This window comes from Arthrobacter sp. CAU 1506 (assembly GCF_005047635.1).
Lineage (GTDB): Bacteria > Actinomycetota > Actinomycetes > Actinomycetales > Micrococcaceae > Crystallibacter.
In genome coordinates this window covers 346,688-369,487 of sequence record NZ_SUKC01000002.1, presented here as the reverse complement: position 1 = coordinate 369,487, position 22,800 = coordinate 346,688, and the positions used below count along the sequence as shown (strand labels likewise).

Annotated in this window: 21 protein-coding genes; 15 read left to right on the top strand and 6 right to left on the bottom strand. The window is 66.3% G+C overall.

The window, feature by feature from the left end; genetic code table 11:
• Positions 1–2: 2 nt before the first annotated feature.
• From fliQ to glmM, 9 genes are all read left to right on the top strand, one after another.
• The gene (fliQ, locus tag E4J89_RS04370) at positions 3–278 is read left to right on the top strand and encodes a flagellar biosynthesis protein FliQ (RefSeq protein WP_136784867.1); all 276 of its coding nucleotides are present in this window, start codon (positions 3–5) and stop codon (positions 276–278) included.
• Positions 278–1,036, top strand: coding sequence for a flagellar biosynthetic protein FliR (locus tag E4J89_RS04365; protein WP_136784866.1), 759 nt, complete (start codon positions 278–280; stop codon positions 1,034–1,036). The genes fliQ and E4J89_RS04365 overlap by 1 nt, the downstream gene beginning before the upstream one ends.
• Positions 1,037–2,215, top strand: coding sequence for an EscU/YscU/HrcU family type III secretion system export apparatus switch protein (locus E4J89_RS04360; RefSeq protein WP_136784865.1), 1,179 nt, complete (start codon positions 1,037–1,039; stop codon positions 2,213–2,215).
• Positions 2,215–4,269, top strand: a complete 2,055-nt coding sequence (locus E4J89_RS04355; protein ID WP_136784864.1) for a flagellar biosynthesis protein FlhA — start codon at positions 2,215–2,217, stop codon at positions 4,267–4,269. The genes E4J89_RS04360 and E4J89_RS04355 overlap by 1 nt, the downstream gene beginning before the upstream one ends.
• Positions 4,244–5,728: a hypothetical protein gene (locus tag E4J89_RS04350; RefSeq protein ID WP_136784863.1), complete on the top strand. Its 1,485-nt coding sequence runs from the start codon at positions 4,244–4,246 to the stop codon at positions 5,726–5,728. Before E4J89_RS04355 ends, E4J89_RS04350 begins: the two co-directional genes overlap by 26 nt.
• Before the next feature lie 131 nt (positions 5,729–5,859).
• Entirely contained in the window at positions 5,860–6,120 is a 261-nt protein-coding gene (locus E4J89_RS04345) for a carbon storage regulator (protein WP_136784862.1), read from the top strand.
• 464 nt (positions 6,121–6,584) lie between these two features.
• Positions 6,585–7,028: a 50S ribosomal protein L13 gene (gene rplM, locus E4J89_RS04340; protein ID WP_136784861.1), complete on the top strand. Its 444-nt coding sequence runs from the start codon at positions 6,585–6,587 to the stop codon at positions 7,026–7,028.
• 37 nt (positions 7,029–7,065) lie between these two features.
• A complete protein-coding gene (rpsI, locus tag E4J89_RS04335; RefSeq protein WP_205754396.1) occupies positions 7,066–7,560 on the top strand; it encodes a 30S ribosomal protein S9 in 495 nt (164 codons plus the stop codon).
• 364 nt (positions 7,561–7,924) lie between these two features.
• Positions 7,925–9,316, top strand: coding sequence for a phosphoglucosamine mutase (gene glmM / locus E4J89_RS04330; protein WP_136784859.1), 1,392 nt, complete (start codon positions 7,925–7,927; stop codon positions 9,314–9,316).
• Positions 9,317–9,463: 147 nt separating this feature from the next.
• Here the strand turns inward: glmM and mscL are convergent, their stop codons facing one another.
• The 3 genes from mscL to coaA all read right to left on the bottom strand — a co-directional run bounded on the left by mscL (position 9,464) and on the right by coaA (position 11,718).
• Entirely contained in the window at positions 9,464–9,862 is a 399-nt protein-coding gene (gene mscL / locus E4J89_RS04325; RefSeq protein WP_136784858.1) for a large conductance mechanosensitive channel protein MscL, read from the bottom strand.
• A 64-nt stretch (positions 9,863–9,926) separates the two neighbouring features.
• Complete coding sequence (locus E4J89_RS04320) at positions 9,927–10,739, bottom strand: M15 family metallopeptidase (RefSeq protein ID WP_136784857.1); 813 nt, start codon at positions 10,737–10,739, stop codon at positions 9,927–9,929.
• 1 nt (position 10,740) lies between these two features.
• Complete coding sequence (gene coaA, locus E4J89_RS04315; protein WP_136784856.1) at positions 10,741–11,718, bottom strand: type I pantothenate kinase; 978 nt, start codon at positions 11,716–11,718, stop codon at positions 10,741–10,743.
• A 176-nt stretch (positions 11,719–11,894) separates the two neighbouring features.
• Between coaA and glmS the strand changes: the two genes are divergently transcribed.
• Positions 11,895–13,796: a glutamine--fructose-6-phosphate transaminase (isomerizing) gene (gene glmS, locus E4J89_RS04310; protein ID WP_136784855.1), complete on the top strand. Its 1,902-nt coding sequence runs from the start codon at positions 11,895–11,897 to the stop codon at positions 13,794–13,796.
• A 240-nt stretch (positions 13,797–14,036) separates the two neighbouring features.
• Positions 14,037–14,387 carry a holo-ACP synthase gene (locus tag E4J89_RS04305; RefSeq protein WP_136784854.1) on the top strand — a complete coding sequence of 117 codons (351 nt, stop codon included), beginning with the start codon at positions 14,037–14,039 and terminating at the stop codon, positions 14,385–14,387.
• A 3-nt stretch (positions 14,388–14,390) separates the two neighbouring features.
• Here E4J89_RS04305 and E4J89_RS04300 read toward each other — a convergent pair whose 3' ends face one another.
• Positions 14,391–14,954, bottom strand: coding sequence for a dihydrofolate reductase family protein (locus E4J89_RS04300; RefSeq protein ID WP_136784853.1), 564 nt, complete (start codon positions 14,952–14,954; stop codon positions 14,391–14,393).
• A gap of 194 nt (positions 14,955–15,148) precedes the next feature.
• On the opposite strand from E4J89_RS04300, the gene E4J89_RS04295 reads away from it, so the two are divergent.
• Entirely contained in the window at positions 15,149–15,535 is a 387-nt protein-coding gene (locus E4J89_RS04295) for a VOC family protein (protein ID WP_136784852.1), read from the top strand.
• A gap of 24 nt (positions 15,536–15,559) precedes the next feature.
• Here E4J89_RS04295 and E4J89_RS04290 read toward each other — a convergent pair whose 3' ends face one another.
• Entirely contained in the window at positions 15,560–15,925 is a 366-nt protein-coding gene (locus E4J89_RS04290; RefSeq protein WP_136784851.1) for a TfoX/Sxy family protein, read from the bottom strand.
• Between the two features lies 1 nt (position 15,926).
• Positions 15,927–16,052, bottom strand: a complete 126-nt coding sequence (locus E4J89_RS19885) for a hypothetical protein (protein ID WP_276606332.1) — start codon at positions 16,050–16,052, stop codon at positions 15,927–15,929.
• 290 nt (positions 16,053–16,342) lie between these two features.
• On the opposite strand from E4J89_RS19885, the gene glgX reads away from it, so the two are divergent.
• Genes glgX through treZ form a run of 3 tightly spaced genes read left to right on the top strand, consistent with a single transcriptional unit; the run spans position 16,343 to position 22,793 of the window.
• Complete coding sequence (gene glgX / locus E4J89_RS04285; RefSeq protein ID WP_136784850.1) at positions 16,343–18,691, top strand: glycogen debranching protein GlgX; 2,349 nt, start codon at positions 16,343–16,345, stop codon at positions 18,689–18,691.
• Complete coding sequence (gene treY / locus E4J89_RS04280) at positions 18,688–20,994, top strand: malto-oligosyltrehalose synthase (protein ID WP_136784849.1); 2,307 nt, start codon at positions 18,688–18,690, stop codon at positions 20,992–20,994. The genes glgX and treY overlap by 4 nt, the downstream gene beginning before the upstream one ends.
• On the top strand, positions 20,991–22,793 hold the full coding sequence (gene treZ, locus E4J89_RS04275; protein ID WP_136784848.1) for a malto-oligosyltrehalose trehalohydrolase: 1,803 nt from the start codon (positions 20,991–20,993) through the stop codon (positions 22,791–22,793). The genes treY and treZ overlap by 4 nt, the downstream gene beginning before the upstream one ends.
• The last annotated feature ends 7 nt before the right edge of the window (positions 22,794–22,800 follow it).

Here is a 22,800-nt window from a genome sequence, read left to right as displayed (position 1 = left end):
CTGTGGATACAAACGCCGTCCTGGACATCGGCCTGCAGGGCCTGCTGATCGCCGCCAAGCTCTCCGCACCCGTGCTGGTCACCGCGCTGGTGGTGGGCTTCGCCGTCTCCTTGGTGCAGTCCATGACGCAGATCCAGGAAATTACGCTCTCCTTCGTGCCCAAGGCGGTTGCCGTGGCGGTGGCACTGCTCATCTGCGGACACTGGATGATCTCCGAGATGGTCTCCTTCACCCAGGAAATGTTCGAGAAAATCCCCGGCCTGCTCGGCGGCGGATAATGAACATCCCGCTTGACCAAGCGTGGATCGAGGCCACCATGCTGGCAGGAGTCCGCATGGTGGCGTTCCTGCTCATTGCCCCGCCGTTTTCGTACGGAGCCATTCCGGCCCGGGTCAAGGCCATGCTCGGCGTCGGGCTGGCCTTGGCGGTGTCGCCGCGGGTGGTCAACGGGTACGAGCCGCTGGACACCGCCGGGTTTTTCGGCGCCCTGGTGCTGGAGATCCTGGTGGGCGCGCTGCTGGGTTTCCTGGTGTTCCTGGTCTTCTCTGCGGTGCAATCCGCGGGCACACTGATCGACCTGTTCGGCGGTTTCTCGATGGCGCAGGCGTTCGATCCGCAGTCCATGGTCAACGGCGCGCAGTTCACCCGGCTGTTCCAAATGGCCGCGCTGGCGCTGCTCTTCGCCTCCGACGGCTACCAACTGATCATCGGCGGGCTGGCTCGCAGCTTCACCGCGCTGCCGCTGGCCGGGGGAGTGGACCTGACCGAACCGGTGCAGCTGATGATCACCGGCGTGACCCAGATGTTCCTGGCCGCGGTGCAGATCGCCGGGCCGCTGCTGGTGGTGCTGTTCCTGGCCGACGCCGGCCTGGGCCTGCTCACCCGCGTGGCCCCGGCGCTGAACGCGTTTGCGCTGGGCTTTCCCTTGAAAATCTTCCTGACCCTGATGCTGGGCGGCGTGGTGTTCGTGGCGCTGCCGCGGATCGTCTCCTCGCTGGCCGGCCAGGCCGTGACAGCGCTGACGGGGGTGGGCTAGGTGTCGCAGGAAACTTCCGAAGAACGGACAGAACAAGCCACTCCCAAGCGGCTGAAGGAAGTCCGCCAAAAGGGCCAGCTCTCCAAGTCCCAGGACCTGACGGCCTGGCTGGGCATCGGCGCCGCGGCCGTGATGCTGCCGATGACCATCGATCGGGCCTCGCAGGCCGGCACCGACCAGATGTTCACCGTCACGCGGATGATCGCGTCGCCGGATCCCGGTCTGGTGGTCAAGGCGCTGGAGGACGGGCTGGGCACCATCATGTACACGCTCACGCCGATGTTCCTGGCCGTGGTCGCGGTGATCGTGGCCGGCGCGGCGCTGCAGGGCGGCATCCACTGGAAGAAGTTCAAGCCGGAAACCCAGCAGTTCAACCTGGTCAACGGGCTTAAAAAGGTGTTCGGCATGCAGGCGCTCTGGCAGGGCGTGAAGGCGCTGCTGAAGACCGTCGTGGTGGGGCTTGCCCTCTACTTTGTGGTGCAGGGGCTGGTGCCGGTACTGATGACCGCCGGCGGGCTCTCGGTGTCCTCACTGCTGGACGCCGCCGGCGCCGGCACCGTCGGACTGCTGCAGACGGCGATCATCGCCGGACTCATCCTGGCCGCACTGGACGTGATGGTGGTGATCCGGCGCAACCGGAAGAAGACCCGGATGACCAAGAAGGAAGTCCGGGACGAGAACAAGAACTCCGAAGGCGATCCGCTGATCAAGTCGCAGCGGCGCTCGCGGCAGTTGGCGATGAGCCGGAACCGCATGATTGCCGCGGTAGGCGGCTCCGACGTCGTGCTGGTGAACCCGACGCACTACGCGGTGGCGCTGAAATACGAACCGGGCAAATCCGCGCCGCGCGTGGTGGCCAAGGGAGCCGGCATCATTGCGGCCCGCATCCGTGAGGAGGCGGAGACCACCCAGGTGCCGGTGGTCCGTGATGTGCCGCTGGCGCGGGCCCTGCACGCGGCCTGCGAGATCGGGCAGGAAATCCCGTTGGAGCTCTACAACGCCGTGGCCCGCGTGCTGGCCTTCGTGATGAGCCTGAAGGCCCGCGGCACCTCGGCCAGCGCGGCCGCAGGCGTCCACACTATGGCGGAACCGGCGATGACCGATGCCGATGCTGCCGCCCATGCTGCAACCCCGCAGGGCCGACGTGCCTTGTCCCTACCGTCGCCTGGAGGTGACTGATGAACCGCAACCTCTCCAAGCTCGCTGTCCCCATGGGCGTGGTGGGCATCATCCTGCTACTGGTGGTGCCCATCCCGGCCGGGCTGCTGGATGTGCTGATCATCGTGAACATTCTGCTGGCGCTGGTGATCCTACTGACCACCATGTTCGTGAAGAAGCCTCTGGACTTCTCCGTGTTCCCGTCGCTGCTGCTGGTGGCCACGCTGTTCCGGCTGGGCCTGAACGTGGCGTCGACCCGGCTGGTGCTGGGCGACGGGTACGCCGGACAGGTGATCGAGGCCTTCGGGCATGTGGCCGTGGGCGGGTCGATCATCATCGGTGCGGTGGTGTTCCTGATCCTGGTGGTCATCCAGTTTGTGGTGGTCACCAAGGGCGCCGAGCGCGTGGCCGAGGTGGGCGCGCGCTTCACGCTGGACGCGATGCCCGGTAAGCAGATGGCGATCGACGCCGACCTCAACGCCGGCCTGATCACCGACGTGCAGGCCCGCGAACGCCGTGCGGCGGTATCCGCCGAGGCAGACTTCTACGGCGCTATGGACGGTGCGTCCAAGTTCGTCAAGGGCGACGCGATCGCCGGCATCATCATTATCATCATCAACATCGTCGGCGGCATTGCCATCGGCATGCTGCAGCGCGGCATGGAGATCGGCGAGGCGGTCAGCACCTACACGCTGCTGACCATCGGCGACGGCCTGGTCACGCAGATCCCGGCGCTGCTGATGGCCGTGTCCACCGGCATGGTGGTGACCCGTTCCAACGCGGATTCGGAGATGGGCTCGGACGCGTCCGACCAGCTGACCCAGTCCCGCCAGGCGCTGATGATCGCCGGCGGCGCGGCCATTCTGCTGGCCCTGATCCCGGGCATGCCGAAGATCCCGTTCATCCTGGTGGGCGCGTTCCTGATTTTCATGTCGCAACGGCTCAAGGCATCGGAGGCGGCCAAAGCCAAGGACGACGACGCCGCTGCCGCCGAAGCGGGTCCCTCGGCTCCCGCTTCGGAGACTACCGAGGACCTGATCGAGCAGATGCGGGTGCATGCGCTGGAGATCCAGCTGGCACCTGACCTGGTGGACCTGGTCTCCGGTGCGTCGGACGACCTGCTGGCACGGGTAAGGGCCTTGCGCCGGAAGATCGCGATGGAACTGGGCATCGTGGTGCCCCCGGTGCGCACCCGCGACAGCATCGACCTGCCGATGTCCACCTACGCGATCCGGATTGCCGGTGTGGAGACCGGCCGCGGCGAGGCCCCGGCCGGCAAGGTGCTGGCGCTGGGCGACAACCTGGACTCGCTGCCGGGCATCGCGACGGTGGAGCCGGTGTTCGGCCTGGCCGGCAAGTGGGTGCCGGCGGAGATGCGGCACAGCGCGGAGATGACCGGGGCCACGGTGATCGACCGGGTCTCGGTTCTGGTGACCCACCTGTCCTCGCTGATCTCGGCCAACGCGGCCCGGCTGCTCACCCGCGAGGACGTGCGCGTGCTGACCGAAGGCGTGAAGACCGTGAACCCGTCCGCCGTCGACGAACTCACGCCGTCGCTGCTCTCGCTGGCCGAGGTGCAGCGGGTGCTGCAGGGGCTGCTGGCGGAGCAGATCCCGATCAACGACCTGCCGCGTATCTACGAAGCGCTGGCGCTCAAGGCCAAGTCGTCCACCGATCCGGAGGGGCTGATCGAGGCCGCCCGGCAGGCTCTGGGGCCGGCCTTAACCGCACAGTATCTGGACGGGCAGCTGCTGCGGGTCATCATGATCGATCCCACGCTGGAGCAGTCCATGCTGGAGGGCATGCGGCCATCCGAACTGGGCACGCAGATCCTGCTCTCGGCCGACCGGACCGAAGCCGTGCTGGCGTCGCTGCGGGATGCTCTGGAAAAGGTGGAAGCCAACGGGCTCACCGCAGTGTTGGTCTGCGCGCCCGCGTTGCGCCCGGCCATCCGCCGGCTGGTCTCGGCGCAGGCCGGGGGACTTCCGGTACTGTCCTACCAGGAGGTCACCTCCGCGAATGTGAAGATCGAGACCGTGGGGGTAGTGCGTGTCGGCCAGACGGCTGCAGCTTAAGGGCGCTTCACTGCAGGAGCTCAAAGCCCAAGTACTGGCCGAGCACGGACCCGACGCGAAAATTGTCGCCGCCGAGAAAGTCACGGTCGGCGGCATCCGCGGCTTCTTCGCCCGGGAGCACTACGAAGTCACCGTGGAACTGCCTGCCCCGTCCGTGCGCGGACAGCATGCGCTGGACCAGAAGGCCCGCGCCGGCATCGCTGCGCTGCTGGCGGACGCCGAGCTCGCCGAATCCCAATTGCACGGCTCCCGGCTGCCCGGCAAGGCTCCCGAACTGCAGGTGTCCACGCATACCGACCAGTTCGCGGTAATCATGGACAACCTGACGTTCAACACCGCCCGGCCCACCCGGCTGCCCAAGGGTGCCAAACTGGAGGAGCCCGGGACCGACGTCGCCGCGCAGGGCATGGCGCGGCCGGAAGCGGGCCATCCGGAAGCGGGAACCCCAGAAGCGGGCACTGCGTCGACTGTCATTGCGTCTGGCGCCGCTCCGATGGGCGCCGCACCGACCGTTGCCACTCCGATGGGTGCTGGGACGCCGGGTGCCGGGCCGACGGGTGCCGCGAATGGTCCGGCACGACCCGGATTCGGCCGACGGCGGACCGACCCGAAACCACAGCCCGACGACGCGTCAGAGTCAGCGGCGGCCGGGCAAGGCCAAGGATCCGACGCCGAAGCGGCGGGCACCGCCGGTGCATCGGTTGAAACTACTGCAGCGGCCAACCCGGCGTCCGCCACGGCTCATCAGGGCGCCTACCCGGAGGCCGCCGGACCGGCGCCACACCGCCCGGGGCTCGCCGATGGCGAGCCGGACGTCGTGGCAGGCACCGTCGTCGACAGCGGCATCTTGCCGGCGGCAGGACCGGGGGACCGGGACGAGGCGAGACAGGTTACGGGGCCGGGGTCGGCCGCAGTGTCGGACATTCCGGCGCCGCTGTACGGGCCCGGTGACCTGGTGCTGGTGATCGGCCAGGGAAGCAATGCCTTGGAGGCCGCCAACGCCATGGCCGCCGCCGCGCCTGCCGTCAACGGCGCGCCGTCGGAGGCTGCGGACTGGATCTCCAGCGGCGGGAACATGGTCAGGATGGCCGGCTCGCACGCTGCTGACGTCAGGCGTCCGGTGCAGGACCGCAACAGCGCCATCGGTGCCCGCGCCCGCGGGGTGGAAAGGGGACAGAGCGTCTTTGTGGCGTTTGGCCTGGGCAACACGCTGACGCCGCCCCTCCAGATGCTTGCGATCCTGCCCGCCCTGGGAGCGGACCAGATCTGGCTGGCCGTGGACGCCGGGCGTAAGGCCGAGGACACGGACCGCTGGGTACAGGCCGTGCAGCGCGTTGTAGTTCCCGACGGTCTGGCCGTGACCGGAAGCCGGCTCACCAGCACTCCGAAGACCGTCAACACCCTGGGCGTTCCTGTCGGCTGGATTGACGGCGCGCCGTCGGAAGCCGCCTGGCTCTGACTCCGGACCCCCAGATAAGCCTGCGGTAAAAGATAGTGCTGACCCTCGTCTTGCTTAATGGGTTCACCACGTTTGGTGGCAGGCGAGCGTGGCCCGGCCGAACCGCGTTTTTCCTGCGATAGAGTTGATGGGTGCTGGTGCTGACGCGAAAACCCGGAGAGCGGATCCTGATCGGTGACGACATTGTCATCACCGTGCTGGACGCCCGCCGCGATGGCGTCCGCCTTGGCATCGAAGCCCCGCGCGGAGTGAAAATCCAGCGCGATGAGGTGGTCCAGGCCGTCAGCGAAGCCAATGTGGCTGCCGCGCAGAGCGGGCCGGAGGCCGAGGAACGCATCAAGGCCCTCTTGGGGCTGAATACCGCCGGCAACGCCGATACCAGCGGGAGTTGACCTCTTAGCCGGCCCACTAAGGGGCTTGGCGTCTGCAGGCATCGCGTTTCCCAAACGGTGGCCATGTCGCGAAGCGCGGTGTGCTCCGACCGTGAAGGACGGTTCCGGGGCGGCCCCTGGTTGCACGGTCGTCTCTGCGCCCTGGGTGCTCCGTCGGCGCGGGCCGTCGGTCGGGCAGGGTCCAACCAGCGAGACCAACCGCCGTCGTTCTTAGTCTTTTTGACCTAACCCGGGGCGGCAGGATAATCTTAATCGTCGTTGTGCGTGTCCAACCTCGATACGCTATGTCCGTGAGACGGCCCGGTTGCAGGGCCAACCTGATCCACGGAGATAGCCGAGACTCTCTGGGCCACTGGTTAGATTTCAGTCCTCACCTGAAGTTCCGGTAGCGCATCACCAACTTTGCGCGTGCGTTCTGTGAAGAATGCGCCGCTACCTAAGAACACCAAACGAAGGCAAAAACCGTGCGTACGTACACTCCGAAGCCCGGCGATATCAACCGCCAGTGGCACGTCATTGACGCCACCGACGTTGTCCTGGGTCGTCTTGCCAGCCAGACCGCAACACTGCTGCGCGGAAAGCACAAGCCGACCTTTGCTCCTCACATGGACATGGGCGATTTCGTCATCATCATCAACGCTGAGAAGGTTGCCCTGACCGGCGCCAAGCTCGAAAAGAAGCGTGCCTACCGCCACTCCGGTTACCCGGGTGGCCTGTCCTCCGTCAGCTACGCCGAACTGCTGGAAAAGAACCCGGTTCGCGCTGTTGAGAAGGCCATCAGGGGCATGCTGCCGAAGAACTCCCTGGCTGCCCAGCAGCTGTCCAAGCTGAAGGTCTACAAGGGTGCCGAGCACCCGCACGCTGCCCAGCAGCCGAAGACTTTCGAAATCACCCAGGTCGCCCAGTAGCGCCGGCCACCACTAGAAACTTAATTCAAGGAGAATCGTGGCTGAAGAGCTGAACACCGCTGCTGAGGGCGAAACCCTCACCAGCTACACCTCGGAGTCATCCGAGGCCACCGAGACCGCCAAGAAGGAACGTCCGGCCCTGACCGTCGGCGGAGCTGCCGTCGGTCGCCGCAAGCAGGCCATTGCCCGCGTGCGCCTGGTTCCGGGTTCCGGCAACTGGACCATCAACGATCGCGAACTGGCGAACTACTTCCCGAACAAGCTGCACCAGCAGGAAGTGAACGATCCGTTCAAGATCCTGGATCTGGAAGGCGCTTACGACGTTATCGCCCGCATCCACGGCGGTGGCCCCTCCGGCCAGGCCGGTGCGCTGCGCCTGGGCGTTGCCCGCGCGCTGAACGAGATCGACCGCGAGAACAACCGCCCGACGCTGAAGAAGGCCGGTTTCCTCACCCGCGACGCTCGCATCATCGAGCGCAAGAAGGCCGGCCTCAAGAAGGCCCGCAAGGCACCCCAGTACTCGAAGCGCTAAACCGCTTCGGAAGTCTGTGCTTCCACCGCGAGGCCTCGCAGCATTTGCTGCGGGGCCTCGCGGCCGTTTAAGCAGTAAGGTGGGCTGTTCCGCGCCGCAGCGGCACAGGGATCATTCAGGCCCCAGACCCGCGCCGCAGCGACGCCGGGATCCACCCTCCGGTTCGGGCCGCCGCAGCAGCGACACCGGGACCCCGGGGTCCGCTCCCGCGACGCCTCAACTGTGACACCGGAATCCCCAGCGCGCCCACTCCCGCGACGCCGCTGTATACGGACGGCACCCACCCGGCACGGCTGGCAGCTTCACGTGGCGGTCGACACGTTGTGAAACGTCCCGGCCGGAGCCTGCCGTAAAATGATTCGCAATGTCTAGATTATTTGGTACCGACGGAGTCCGCGGCCTGGCCAACGGGTTGATCACTGCCGAGCTCGCGCTGCAAGTTGCGCAGGCAGCCGCAGTGGTCTTGGGCCACCGGCAAGTTGACAACGGCAAGCGCCCGACGGCGGTTATCGCCCGGGATCCGCGTGCCAGCGGCGAGTTCATCAGCTCTGCGGTCGAGGCCGGCTTGGCGAGTTCCGGCGTCGACGTGTACGACGCCGGCGTGCTGCCTACACCCGCTGCCGCCTATCTGGTGGGGGACCTGGATGCGGACTTCGGCGTCATGATCTCCGCTTCGCACAACCCGGCTCCGGACAACGGGATCAAGTTCTTCGCCCGCGGTGGTCATAAGCTGCCCGACGAGGTCGAAGACGCGATCGAGCAGGAGATGTCGCGGCCGCGCGTCCGGCCCACGGGTGCGGAGGTGGGGCGGATCCAGCGCTTCTCCGATGCCGAGGACCGCTACATCCTGCATCTGCTGCAGAGCCTGCCGGTCCGCCTCGAGGGCCTGAAGGTAGTCCTCGACTGCGCCCACGGCGCCGCCAGCGGTTGCTCGCCGGAAGTGTTCCGCGCCGCCGGTGCCGACATTGTGGTGATGGGCGCCGAGCCGGACGGGTTGAACATCAACGACGGCGTTGGCTCCACACACTTGGAGAGGCTGCAGGCCGCCGTCGTCGAGCATGGTGCAGACCTGGGCATTGCGCACGACGGCGATGCTGACCGCTGCCTCGCCGTGGACGAGCGTGGCGAAGTGGTGGATGGCGACCAGATCATGACCATCCTGGCGCTTGCCCTGCGCGAAGCGGGCCGGCTCAAGGACGACGTCCTGGTGGCCACCGTGATGAGCAACCTCGGCATGAAGCTGGCGCTGCAGGAGGCCGGCATCCGGATTGAGGAAACCGCGGTGGGCGACCGATACGTGCTGGAGAACATGCGCGCCAATGGCTACTCGCTGGGCGGCGAGCAGTCCGGCCACGTGATCTTCTCGGACTACGCCACCACCGGCGACGGCGTGCTGACCGGCCTTCAGTTGGCAGCACGGCTGGCCAAGACCGGCAAACCGCTGTCCGAGTTGGCCCAGCTGATGGTCCGGCTTCCGCAAGTCCTGATCAACGTCAAGGACGTGGACAAAACAGCCGTCACCACCAACCAGCCGCTTCAGTCGGCGGTCGAAGCAGCCTCCGCGCGACTGGGTGAGACCGGACGGGTGCTGTTGCGGCCGTCCGGCACGGAGCCCGTGGTCCGCGTGATGGTGGAGGCCGCGGACATGGCAACCGCGCAGGCCACCGCCGAGGAGTTGGCCGGGGTCGTGAAGCAGCACCTGTCGCTGGAACCCGTGACGTCGACTGAGCCCTCGCCTGTTCATCCCGGCGTCTGATCACCCCCGGCGCGGCAACTGGCCGTTAGCGCCGGGCGTCGACCACCACCTCGAAAGGCCAGGCCTTTCCCGCAGGTCTGAACTGGTCTGCGGGAAGGGCCTGTTGATGTCTGCCTGACGGCCGTGGTGCTTCGTGGTGCTTGGCGGCTACATCCGGTTGCGCGCGTGCAGAGCGTCCCGGATCTCGGTCAGCAGCGCGATCTGAGGATCCACGGCCTCTTCCTCTTTGTTAATGCCCATACGGCGGTTGCGCCGGGCGATCAGGTGGTTCATTGGCGTGACGACCACGAAGTAGATCGCGGAGGCAATAAGCAGGAAGTTCACCATCGCGGTGAGCAGGACCCCGAACGCCACTTCATTGCCGTTGAAGTTCCATAGCAGGAAGCTGTTGAAGTCGGGCGAACCGGTCAGTCCGGCGATGAACGGCATCAGCACACTGTTGACCAGGGCATTGACCACGGCGCCGAAGGCACCGCCGACGATCACGGCGACGGCGAGGTCAATGACGTTGCCCTTCATGATGAATTCTTTAAACCCGTTGAGCATGTCGCTAAATGTATCGTCCGTTCGCAGCAGAAGGGTGTTCAAGCCGCCGGTTCATTCGAATTCGTCATGAATAATCGGGTGCAGCAGGAAGACCGAAATACTCCTCGAGCGATCCGATGCCGCGTTCCTCCATCTTCCCGGCCACTTTTTTGCCGACGTAACGCAGGTGCCACGGTTCGGGCGAATACCCCGTCACTTTTTCCTCCCCGGGCGAGTAGCGGATGATGAACCCGAAGCGCACTGCATTCCGGGCAGCCCAGGTTCCGGCGGCAGTGTCGGCAAAGCATTGCTGCAGGTTGCAGGCTCCCGTGATGTCGCCGATGTCCATGGACAAGCCGGTCTGGTGCTCGGAGTAGCCGGGGCGTGCCGAAATCATGTCGGCGGCGGCCTCGCTGCCGTGCTGCAGGACCCAATGGTTGTAGGTATCCACCTGGGTGGCATAGGAACGGAATCCGCTGACCATGATCATCGGAGCCCCGTCGGCCGCGGCAGCGCTGAACATCTTCTCGGTGGCGTCAGCCACCGCATCGCGCAGCAGGGCAGACTCACCGCCGGTCCCGATGCTTACCGCCGGCTGGCGCAGGTCGTCGGGGTGGTAGTCCAGCGGAGCCAACGGCCTGCGCTTATTGACGACGACGCCGATGCTTGCCGGATCAGTGTGGTCTTCCCGGGCATCGGGGGTTTTGCCGTCCTTCTTCTTCGTGGCTTTCGGGCTCTGCGACGGAACTGGCAGGGACGTGGCGCCTTCCGACGGATCCGGCACGGCCGCCGTCGAACTGGGGGAGGGCGTGGTTTCTTCGGCCGGAACGCAACCGGTCAGCAGGACCAGCACGGCGGCCAGGCCTGCCACGAGCACCGGAGCCCTCAGGAGCGCCATCTCAGGTTTTCCGCAGCAGCATTCTGCGGATCGAGTGGTCCGCGTCCTTGGTCAGCACCAGTTGTGCCCGGCCGCGTGTCGGCAGCACGTTCTCCCTCAGGTTCGGTTCGTTGATCCGGCGCCAGATGCCCAGCGCCGTCTCGGTGGCCTCGGTGTCCGTGAGTGAGGCATAGCGGTGGAAATAGGATTCCGGGTCGGCGAAGGACGTCCGCCGCAGTTTGTGGAAGCGGCTGACGTACCACTGCTCAATATAGGACGTCTTGGCGTCCACATATACGGAGAAATCGAAAAAGTCGCTCAGCGCCAGTCCGGTCCGGCCGTCCGCCCGCGGGCGCGCCGGAGCCAACACGTTCAGGCCTTCCACAATCAGGACGTCCGGGCGGTGGACCACCACTTCCTTGTCCGGCACGATGTCGTAGGTCAGGTGCGAGTACCAGGGGGCACGGACTTCTTCGGCACCGGATTTAACCTCGGACACAAAGCGCAGCAGCGCCCGCTGGTCGTAGGACTCGGGGAAGCCTTTGCGTTCCATCAGGCCGCGCCGGGTCAGCTCAGCATTCGGATAGAGGAATCCGTCGGTGGTGATCAGTTCCACGTTCGGGGTGTCCGGCCAGCGGCGCAGCATCTCGCGCAGCACGCGTGCCGTGGTGGACTTTCCGACCGCCACCGACCCGGCGACGCCGATCACGAACGGAGTGCGGCGCGTGGTTTCGCCCAGAAACGTGGTGGTGGCCTTGTGCAGCTCGCCGGCCGCGCCCACATACAGATTGAGCAGACGGGAAAGCGGGAGGTACACCTCGCGGACCTCATCCAGGTTCAGGGCATCGCCCAGGCCCCGCAGGCGCTCAATATCGTCCTGGTCCAACGGCTGTTCAATCTCGTTGGATAGCCGGGACCACGTCTGCCGGTCCAGCTCAACGAATGGTGTGAAATTACTCTCACCGCTTGACGCCGTCGTCTTCGGTGTCGCATCAGTCACCTATGAATTGTGCCTGCTGCGGCTTTCAAATCCCAAAAGGCGCACGACGGCGGCGCGCCGGGTTACGCCTTCGGCTCACCGCATGCGGGCTGTGGGTCTGGAGCCGGCCTGTCGGCGGGGAGGGAGAAGAGGACGTGCTGTCTTCGGCCGGCCTGCGGGCAGGTACCCTTAACCCCATGTGTGGAATCGTCGGATATGTTGGCCGCCGCGACGGCGGGGCCGGAGTCAGCGTTGCTGACCACAGCGCCCTGGATGTTGTTCTTGAGGGACTTCGTCGCCTGGAATACCGCGGTTACGATTCCGCGGGAGTGGCGGTCATTTCCGAGGCCGGCATCGAAGCCCGCAAGAAGTCCGGCAAGCTGAGCAACCTGCTGGAGGAACTCGAGACCGACCCGCTGCCCGAGTCGCTGACCGGCATTGGCCACACCCGCTGGGCGACGCACGGCGGACCCACCGACCAGAACGCGCACCCGCATCTGGCCGACGATGACAAGCTGGCCGTGATCCACAACGGCATCATCGAGAACTTTGCCGAACTCCGCGCGTCCTTGCTGGCCAAGGGCTACACGCTGCGATCCGAGACCGACACCGAGGTGGCGGCAGTGCTGCTCGGCGATATCTACCGTTCGCTGGTGGCCAAGGACCCCGCCACGGCCACGTTGGCCAAGGCCATGCAGCTTGCCTGCCAGCGGCTGGAGGGCGCCTTCACTCTGCTGGCCATCCACGAGGAGCAGCCCGACGTCGTCGTGGCTGCACGCCGCAACTCTCCTCTGGTCGTGGGGCTGGGCGAGGGCGAGAACTTCCTGGGCTCCGACGTTTCCGGCTTCATCGACTTCACCCGTCGCGCCGTGGAACTGGATCAGGACCAGATCGTCACCATCACTCCCGAGTCTTTCGAGATCACCGATTTCCATGGCAATGCCGCCGAGGGAACCGAGTTCGAGGTCAATTGGGATGCCGCCGCCGCGGAGAAGGGCGGCTACCCGTCCTTCATGGAGAAGGAAATCAACGACCAGCCGGAGGCGGTAGGACAGACCCTGCTTGGCCGGTACGACCTGAACGGCCGGCTGACCTTGGACGAGCTGCGGATCGACCCCGAGCTGCTCAAAGCGGTCAACAAGATCATCGTGCTGGCGTGCGGCACCTCGGCCTACGCCGGCCAGGTGGCGAAGTACGCGATCGAGCACTGGTGCCGGATCCCGGTAGAGGTGGAGCTGTCGCACGAGTTCCGCTACCGCGACCCGATCGTGGATGCCAATACGCTGATTGTTGCCATCTCCCAGTCCGGCGAAACCATGGACACCCTGATGGCCGTCCGCTACGCCAAGGAACAGGGCGCCAAGGTGATGGCGATCTGCAACACCAACGGGTCAACCATCCCGCGTGAAGCCGATGCAGTGCTCTACACGCACGCCGGTCCGGAAATCGCGGTCGCCTCGACGAAGGCCTTCCTGGCGCAGATCACCGCAGCCTACCTGCTGGGCCTGTACCTGGCGCAGCTGCGCGGGAACAAGTTCCAGGGCGAGATCAGGGACATTCTGGCGGACCTGGGCAAGATCCCGGCCAAGATCCAGAACGTGCTGGACAACGCCAAGGGCATCAAGGACCTGGCCGCCCGCATGGCGGATACCAAGTCGGTGCTGTTCCTCGGCCGGCATGTCGGCTTCCCGGTCGCCATGGAGGGCGCGCTGAAGCTGAAGGAACTGGCCTACATCCACGCCGAAGGCTTCGCCGCCGGCGAGCTCAAGCACGGACCGATCGCCCTGATCGAAGACGGCCAGCCGGTCTTCGTGGTGGTGCCCTCGCCGCGCGGACGCAATTCGCTGCACTCCAAAGTGGTCTCCAACATCCAGGAGATCCGGGCCCGCGGCGCCAAGACCATCGTGATCGCCGAAGAAGGCGATGAGGCGGTCAAGGACTTCGCCGAGTTCGTCTTCTTCGTGCCGGAGACGCCGACCCTGCTGGCTCCGCTGCTGACCACCGTTCCACTTCAGATCTTTGCCTGCGAGCTGGCCACGGCCAAGGGTTACGACGTGGACCAGCCGCGGAACCTGGCCAAGAGCGTCACTGTCGAATAAGAGGCAGCAGGCAAGCATGGCTACCCGCCTTCTCTTCGCATCGCCCCGATCCCCGTACAACAGGATCGGGGACTGCTCCGTTCCCCGGCGTCCGGTGCGCGTGCGCCGGGCAGCGCTGCTCTTGCGCGTGCGGCTGCTGTCCGTGCCGCCGGTGCGGTGCACGCTCCGGTCCAACCCGGAGCCGGCGCTGTCGCCCAGATGCGCCCGCTCGCCATGGGCGGTCCGGGCAGGGGCCGGGAAATGATCGTTGGCATCGGCGTGGACGTGGTGGAAGTCTCCAGGTTCCGCCGGCAGCTGCAGCGCACCCCGGCCTTGCGCGAGCGGCTCTTCACACCCGCCGAACGTGAGCTCAACACCAGGTCGCTGGCTGCCCGCTTCGCCGCCAAGGAAGCGATCGCCAAGGCCCTGGGCGCTCCCTCGGGCATGAACTGGCAGGACTGCACCATCTGTGTGGACCCAGGCGGAGACCCTTACCCGGAATTCACCGGCACGGTCGCCGCGGCATCCGAGGCCAGGGGAGTGAAGTACTGGCACCTGTCGATGAGCCATGACGGCGATCTGGCCACTGCCATGGTGATAGCCGAAAGGTAACGGTCAGCCGCCCGCCACCCGGTAGCGCAGGTAGACCACCCCATTGCCGAAGCGCCGCTCGTCCAGCAGTTCCAAATCCACTTTCACGTCCTCCGGCAGGAAGCGCTTCCCGCCCCCGACTACGACCGGGGAGACGAAGAACTGGCATTCGTCGACCAGACCGGCCCTGAACGCATGGCTGGCCAGGTCCGGCCCGCTGATGCTCAGGTCTTCAGCCGCTTCGATTTTCATCCGACGGACGGCTTCCGGGTCAAACTCCCGCTCGATCCGGGTCCGGGCGCTTGCGGCCTTGTCCAAGGTCCGCGAGTAAACCACCTTGTCCTTCCGCAGCCACGACTCGGCGAAGTCGCGTTCCACCGGCGGGACGTCTGGGCCGGCCGGGACGGTCTCCCAGAACACCATCACTTCATACATCCGGCGGCCGAGAAGGTACGTTCCGACATGGTTCTCCAGGCCATTCACGAACGAATGAACTTCGTCGTCCGGCATGCTCCAGTCAAAGTTGCCGTTCTGGTCGGCAATGTAGCCGTCCAGGGACATGATGGCCGAATACAGTAGTTTTGCCACGAGGGCTCCTGGGCTGATCGGACTGGCGGGGCAGCGTTGTCCCATTGTTCCCGACCAGGTCTTTCGGGGGAACCGGTTGAGGCGGCACTGTTTCAGGCGGCACCGGGAACGGCCGAAGGCCCCATTCCATCAAGACCGCGCGGTGTGTATCCTGCAGGCACTGGCAGCAGGCCATGATCGAAGGAGAATGAGCCGTGACAGCACCGGAGCAGTACGCCAGCGTCCGCTATCTTGTGGACGACGTCGATGCCGCCGTCGACTTCTACACCAACCATTTCGGCTTCACGGTCAGCATGCGCTCACCCGCCTTTGCCGACGTGCGGCGCGGCCCGTTGCGGCTGTTGCTGTCCGGGCCGGCGAGCTCGGGCGCCCGGGCCACCCCGGCGGACTACGCAACCGCCGGCGGCAACCGCATCCATCTGATCGTTGACGACCTGCAGACAGAGGTCGGCCGGCTGCACAGCGCCGGGCTGCAATTTCGCAGCGACCTGGTGGAGGGCCCGGGCGGCCGCCAGATATTGCTCGCCGACCCGGCAGGGAACTTGGTGGAATTGTTCCAGCCGGCAGAGCAGCCTGGGTGACGCCAGCTCGCGGAAGTCGCAGCCTCAGCTGCCGCCAAGGCTCTTGACGTACGCATAGGCTTCGTCTGCGGCGCTGAGCCACAGTCGCTCGGTGGCTGGCGCGTCGTCTGCCACCGCCGGAAAAGCCACCCATTCCTTCATGGTCCGCTGGCCCATGGTGACCGGTTCTGCCGCACCGGAAGCAACAGCAGAATCGGCGCGTCGCCGGGGAACCTTCACGATCAGGCGGTCGCCGTGGCCGAGGAACGCGAAGATTTTTCCACCCACCCGCAGGCCGGGACCGCGGAACATGGTGCCGCGTTCAACCAGCGGGTCGTCGGCATACCGGCGGGCAAGAAGGTCTAGCACAGCGAGGTCCTGGTGTCCGCCTGCTCCTGGAGGATCCGTCACGTCATGCTCCTAGGGCCCGGGGAAGGGCGCCGAGCAGGCCTGCTGCGCCGAGCACGGTCAGAGCCGTCGCTGTGGTGAACTGGCGCCGGGAGACGACGCCGATGGATCCCGAATCGCCGCCAGTCATGGCCGCCCCCGCTTCACCAGAACCCGATAGTAGCTCAACGATACGCCCGCGGTGAGCTGGTCGACAGTAGTACCCATCGCTGTGTAGGGCCGGTGGCGCCTCCTGCCTGATCGACCCCGAAGGCTGCAGTTGGCGGGGCATTTCAGCGGGACGGCAGCCGCCGGATTCCGCGCGGAGCCGGGCTCCGTCGTCGTGGTGCGGCCTTTTGGCGGGCAAACCGGGATATCCAATGTCATCGCCATGGGGTAAGAAAGAAAGAGGGATCCGCCATCGATGATCAGGAGTTGCGCATGGAAGTTTGGCCGGGAGACGCCTATCCGCTGGGGGCAACCTATGACGGCAACGGAACCAACTTTGCCGTGTTCAGCGAAGTAGCGGATGCCGTCTTCCTGTGCCTGTTTGACGACGACGGAGTCGAGCAGCAGATCAAGCTCAAAGACGTCGACGGCTACGTGTGGCACTGCTATCTGCCGCAGATCCAACCGGGCCAGAAGTACGGATTCCGGGTGGAAGGCCCGTACGAGCCCGGCCGGGGGCTTCGCTGCAACGTGAACAAGCTCTTGCTGGACCCCTACGCCAAGGCCGTTAGCGGCCAGATCGACTGGGCCCAGCCGCTGTTCGGCTACAACTTCGGGGACGAGAACTCCCGCAATGACGAGGACTCGGCAGAGCACATGATGCTCGGCGTCGTCGTCAATCCTTTCTTCGACTGGGATGGCGACCGGAAGCCGCGCACGCCGTACCACCGCTCGGTGATCTACGAGGCCCACGTCAAGGGCCTGACCCAGCTGCATCCGGAGATCCCGGAAGAACAGCGCGGCACCTACGCCGGGATCGCCCATCCGGCGGTGATCGAGCACCTCAAGAAGCTTGGCGTGACGGCCATCGAGCTGATGCCGGTCCACCAGTTCGTCAACGACAGCACGCTGCAGGACAAGGGACTGTCCAACTACTGGGGCTACAACACCATAGGCTTTTTCGCGCCGCAGAATACCTACTGCTCCTCCGGTGATACCGGTCAGCAGGTGCAAGAATTCAAGGCGATGGTCCGGGAGCTGCACCTGGCCGGCATCGAAGTGATCCTCGACGTCGTGTACAACCACACGGCGGAGGGCAACCATTTGGGGCCCACCTTGTCCTTCCGCGGGCTCGACAACGGTGCCTACTACCGGCTGGTGGACGATCAGCCGCAGTACTACATGGACTACACCGGCACGGGAAATTCCCTCAATGTGCGCCATCCCCACTCGCTGCAGTTGCTGATGGACTCGCTGCGCTACTGGGCGTCGGAGATGCACGTGGACGGATTCCGATTCGACCTGGCCTCGACGCTGGCCCGCGAGTTCTACGATGTGGACCGGCTCTCGACCTTCTTTGAAATGGTGCAGCAGGACCCGATCGTGTCGCAGACCAAGTTGATCGCCGAGCCGTGGGACATCGGTCCCGGCGGCTACCAGGTGGGCAACTTTCCGCCGCTGTGGACGGAGTGGAACGGCCTGTACCGGGACACCGTGCGCGATTTCTGGCGGGGCGAGCCGTCCACTCTGGGCGAATTCGCGTCCCGCATCACCGGATCGTCCGATCTGTACGAAGCGACCGGTCGCCGGCCGGTCGCCTCGATCAACTTCATCACCGCCCACGACGGCTTCACCATGCGGGACCTGGTGTCCTACAACGAGAAGCACAACGAGGCCAACGGCGAAGACAATAACGACGGCGAGTCACACAACCGCTCATGGAACTGCGGGGTGGAAGGCCCTACCGACGACCCGGAGGTCCTCACCCTGCGCGCCAGGCAGCAGCGAAACTTCCTGGCCACGCTGCTGCTGAGCCAGGGCGTGCCGATGATCGCCCACGGCGACGAATTGGGCCGCACCCAGCAGGGCAACAACAACGTGTACTGCCAGGATTCGGAGCTGTCCTGGGTGGACTGGAACAACATGGACCAGCCGCTGCTTGAGTTCGTGGCCACGGTAAACCGGCTGCGGGCCGAGCACCCCACCTTCCGGCGCCGCACGTTCTTCGACGGAAAACCGGTCCGCCGCGGCGAGGGCGAACCGCTGAGCGACGTCGTGTGGCTTACTCCGGAGGGGACCTTGATGGAACCGGAGGACTGGGGCGAAGCACTGGGCCGGTGCATCGGCATCTTCCTCAACGGCCAAGGCATCCGCGGACGCGACGACCGTGGGCAACGGATCACCGATGAGCATTTCCTGATCTATTTCAATGCGGACGACGACGATGTGCCGTTCGTCCTGCCGCCGCGGGAATATGCGCCGGCGTGGGACGTCGTCATCGATACAGCAGGCGGCGCGGACTCGACCGGCCCGCTGAAGGCCGGGGAGACCGCGCCGGTCGCCGCGAAGTCCACCATGGTGCTGCGGGCCCACTCGCCGCAGGAAGACGAGCCGGACCACTCCGTGGCCGCTTCGGTGGCTGCCATGTCCGAGGCGGAGCAGGTGCCTGCATCCGGGCAGGCGCCGAAACCCGCAACGGAATCCGCGCAGGCGCCGAAACCCGCACATGCCGCGGCCCCAGAAACCGCGGCGGGACCGGACACCAACGCTGCGCCGGAGGCGGCCCCCGAATCCGCCCCGAAGCCGGCCGCCAAGGGCAACAAGGGGAAGCAGGACGGATGAGGTCCCCGGCGTCGACCTACAGATTGCAGATCAGGGAATCTCTTACGCTGTACGACGCGGCTGACCTGGTGCCGTACCTGCACAATCTCGGGGTCGACTGGGTCTATCTCTCGCCCCTGCTCACGGCTGAACCGGGGTCGGATCACGGCTACGACGTGGTGGATTTCGGTGCGGTGGATCCGGCCAGGGGCGGCATCGACGGGCTGCGCGCGCTCTCCGCGGCCGCCCGGAAAGCGGGGCTGGGAGTCATGGTGGACATTGTCCCGAACCACATGGGCGTGGGCACCCCGGCCAACAACCGTTGGTGGTGGTCGCTCCTGGCCGAAGGCCGCGGGTCACGTTATGCCGAGGCGTTCGACATCGACTGGGACGCCGGTGGCGGAAAGATCCGGATTCCGGTGCTGGGCGACGGCGACGCTGAACTGGATGTGCTGGAACTTGCCGACGGCGAGCTGCGCTACTACGAGAACAGGTTCCCCATCGCCGCGGGAACGGCCGACGACGGCGCCACGGCCCGGGTAGTCCACGAACGCCAGCACTACCAGCTGGTGAATTGGCGGCGCGCCGACGCGGAGCTTAATTACCGCAGGTTCTTCGGCGTCAACTCCCTCGCCGGTGTGCGGGTGGAGGTGCCGTGGGTGTTTGACGAGTCCCACGCCGAGATCAAGCGATGGTTCGATGAGGGCCTGGTGGACGGGCTGCGCGTGGACCATCCGGACGGGCTGGCAGACCCGAAGGGCTACCTGCAGCGGCTGCAGGAGCTGACTGGTGGCGCCTACGTGCTGGTGGAAAAGATCCTGGAGCCGGGGGAGACGCTGCCGACGGATTGGGCCTGCGCGGGAACCACCGGGTACGACGCGCTGGCGGAAGTGGACCGGCTGCTGGTTGATCCCGACGGGCGGGAACGCCTGACCGAGGCGGCACCGGTCCAGCCGTACCAGCACATGATCCATGACACCAAACGGGGAATCGCCGACGGCATCCTGCGTTCCGAGGTGCTGCGCCTGGCGCGGCTGGTTCCGGCCGAGGCCGGAGTCGGCTTCGACCTCGCCGCGGATGCGCTCGCCGAACTGCTGAGCTGCTTTCCGGTGTACCGGAGTTACCTTCCGGTCGGCGCGGAGTATCTGGAGGAAGCCGGAATCGCGGCCCGGGCCCGCCGGCCGGACCTGGCCGAAGCGGTCACCGCCCTGCTGCCACTGCTGCAGCCGGACGGTGTGCTGACCGAACTGGCGGTGCGTTTCCAGCAGACGTCCGGAATGGTGATGGCCAAGGGGGTGGAAGACACCGCCTTCTATCGGTACACACGGTTGACCTCCTTGAACGAGGTGGGCGCCGATCCGTCCATCTTCGCGGTGGAGCCGTTTGAGCTGCACACACGGCTGATCCGCCGGCAGCAGGAGGCGCCGCTGGCGATGACCACGCTCTCGACGCACGACACGAAACGCAGCGAGGACACCCGCGCCCGCATCTCGGTGCTCGCCGAGCTGGCGGACCAATGGCCGGCGCGGCTGGCGGAGCTGGACCGGCTGGCCCCGTTCGGGGACCTGCCGTTCGCCGACCTGCTGTGGCAGGCGGCGCTGGGGGCCTGGCCGTTCAGCCGGGACCGCGCGCACGCCTATGCGGAGAAGGCCGCCCGCGAAGCCGGCAACAGCACGTCGTGGATCGACCCCAACACCGATTTTGAAAAGCAGCTGCATGCCGCTGTGGATGCTGCCTTCGACGACCCGGAGGTGAACCGGCTGCTGGTCGGACTGGTGGAGGACACCACGGCTTTCGGCAGGAGCAACTCCCTGTCCGCGAAGCTCATCCAGCTGACCATGCCCGGAGTGCCGGACGTCTACCAGGGGACGGAGTTCTGGGACCACTCGCTGGTGGACCCGGACAACCGCCGGCCGGTCGACTTCCAGGCCCGGCGCACGGCGCTGGAGAACCTGGACCGGTACGGGACGCCGCCGGTGGACGACAGCGCTGCCGCCAAGATGCTGGTGGTGGCCAGGGCACTGCGGCTGCGCCGGGACCGGCCCGAGCTGTTTACCGGTTACCAGGCCATTTCGGTGCGCGGTCCCGCCGCCGATCACGCCTTCGGCTTCGACCGCGGCGGGGCCATCACGCTGGCCACCAGGCTGCCGGTCCGGCTGCAGCGGGACGGCGGATGGCGGGACACCGCCGTCGTGATTCCGCCGGGGCCATACCAGGACGTGCTGAGCGGGCGGAGGCACACCAGCGACGGGGTCCTCCGGCTGTCCGGCGTGCTGGCCGAATTGCCAGTGGCGCTGCTGGTGCGCGGAGAGGAACAACCTTGAGCCGGGACTTTGCGGTGTGGGCGCCGCGGGCCGGAACGGTGGAACTGCGGGCGGGCGGCGCACGGCTACCGCTGCGGGGGACCGACGACGGCTGGTGGCGGCTGGCAGACACCGCCGCCGTGCCCGAGGGAGAGGCCGACTACGGCTATCTGCTGGACGGCGAGGACAGGGCGCTGCCGGACCCGCGGTCCCGCCGCCAGCCGGACGGTGTGCACGGACTGTCCCGGACGTTCGACGCCGGGGCGCACCCGTGGCAGGACCAAGACTGGGTTTCCCCGGGGCTGAGCGGAGTGATCTACGAACTGCATATCGGCACGTTCACCCCCGAAGGAACACTGGACGCGGCCGCTGGCAAGCTCGACTATCTGGCCGGACTCGGCGTGGACTACGTGCAGCTGCTGCCGGTCAACGCCTACAACGGAACGCACAACTGGGGCTACGACGGCGTGCTGTGGTTTGCCGTGCAGGAAAGCTACGGCGGGCCGGCCGCCTATCAGCGCTTCGTGGATGCCGCGCACGCCAAGGGCATCGGCGTCATCCAGGACGTGGTTTACAACCATCTGGGTCCCAGCGGAAACTACTTGCCGCGGTTCGGGCCGTACCTGAGCAGCAGCAGCGCCAACACCTGGGGCGACTCCGTCAATTTGGACGGGCCGGGCTCGGACGAAGTCCGCCGCTTCATCACGGACAACGTGCTGATGTGGTTCCGCGACTACCACGTGGACGGGCTGCGGCTGGATGCGGTGCACGCCCTGCGCGACGAGCGGGCCGTCCACATCCTGGAGGAAATCGCGGCGGTGACGGACGACTGCGCGGCCGAGCTGGGCAAGCCCTTGTTCCTGATCGCGGAATCGGACCTTAACAATCCGCGGCTCATCGAGCCCCGGCAGTCGAACGGCTACGGACTGGCCGGGCAGTGGAGCGACGATTTCCACCATGCCGTGCACGTGAACCTCACCGGCGAGGCCAGTGGCTACTATGCCGACTTCGCCGGACTGGGAGCGCTGGAGAAGGTGCTGCAGGACGGGTTCTTCCACGACGGCAGCTACTCCTCGTTCCGGGAACGGCACCACGGCCGGCCGATCAACAAGGAGCGGGTGGCCGCACCGCAGCTGGTGGTCTGCACGCAAAACCACGACCAGATCGGCAATCGTGCCGCCGGCGACCGGCTCACCGGCAGCCTTGGCTACGGACAGTTGGCGCTCGCAGCGGTGCTGAACCTGACCGCGCCGTTCACCCCCATGCTGTTCATGGGCGAGGAGTTCGCCGCGTCCACCCCATGGCAGTTCTTCACCTCGCACCCCGAACCGGAACTGGGCGAAGCGACCTCCGCGGGCCGGCTCAAAGAGTTCGAACGGATGGGCTGGGACCGGCAGACCGTGCCCGACCCGCAGGACCCGCGCACCTTCCGCAACTCAAAGCTGGACTGGACGGAGCCCGAAACCGGCGACCACGCACGGATGCTGGAGCTGTACAAGCGGCTGATCCGGCTGCGGAAAGAGCAGCCCGAGCTCACCGACCCGGACTTCGCAGCGGTCTCGGTGCAAACGGACCCGGGCGCAGGGTGGCTCATCCTGCACCGTGGCCCGCTCGCGATCTGCTGCAATTTCGCCACCGAGTCCCGCGTGGTCCCGGCGTCAGGCACGGTGGTGCTGGCTACCGACGACGGCGCTGCGTACACCGCCGCGAGTGCCGCCGGCCGCGAGGACGGGGCTGGGAGTGACGGCACCGGGGCGTTTGACGGGCTGGTTCTGCCCGGGCACTCTGCCGCCATAGTCCGCAGCGGAGCCTCAGGCTAGGATCGGC

Bases quoted from the DNA above. Each gene is read 5' to 3' on its own strand.
- E4J89_RS04365 (WP_136784866.1), top strand. From the start codon at position 278: ATGAACATCCCGCTTGACCAAGCGTGGATCGAGGCCACCATGCTGGCA.
- E4J89_RS04355 (WP_136784864.1), top strand. From the start codon at position 2,215: ATGAACCGCAACCTCTCCAAGCTCGCTGTCCCCATGGGCGTGGTGGGC.
- glmM (WP_136784859.1), top strand. From the start codon at position 7,925: ATGTCTAGATTATTTGGTACCGACGGAGTCCGCGGCCTGGCCAACGGG.
- mscL (WP_136784858.1), bottom strand. From the start codon at position 9,862: ATGCTCAACGGGTTTAAAGAATTCATCATGAAGGGCAACGTCATTGAC.
- E4J89_RS04320 (WP_136784857.1), bottom strand. From the start codon at position 10,739: ATGGCGCTCCTGAGGGCTCCGGTGCTCGTGGCAGGCCTGGCCGCCGTG.
- glmS (WP_136784855.1), top strand. From the start codon at position 11,895: ATGTGTGGAATCGTCGGATATGTTGGCCGCCGCGACGGCGGGGCCGGA.
- E4J89_RS04305 (WP_136784854.1), top strand. From the start codon at position 14,037: ATGATCGTTGGCATCGGCGTGGACGTGGTGGAAGTCTCCAGGTTCCGC.
- E4J89_RS19885 (WP_276606332.1), bottom strand. From the start codon at position 16,052: ATGACTGGCGGCGATTCGGGATCCATCGGCGTCGTCTCCCGGCGCCAG.
- glgX (WP_136784850.1), top strand. From the start codon at position 16,343: ATGGAAGTTTGGCCGGGAGACGCCTATCCGCTGGGGGCAACCTATGAC.
- treY (WP_136784849.1), top strand. From the start codon at position 18,688: ATGAGGTCCCCGGCGTCGACCTACAGATTGCAGATCAGGGAATCTCTT.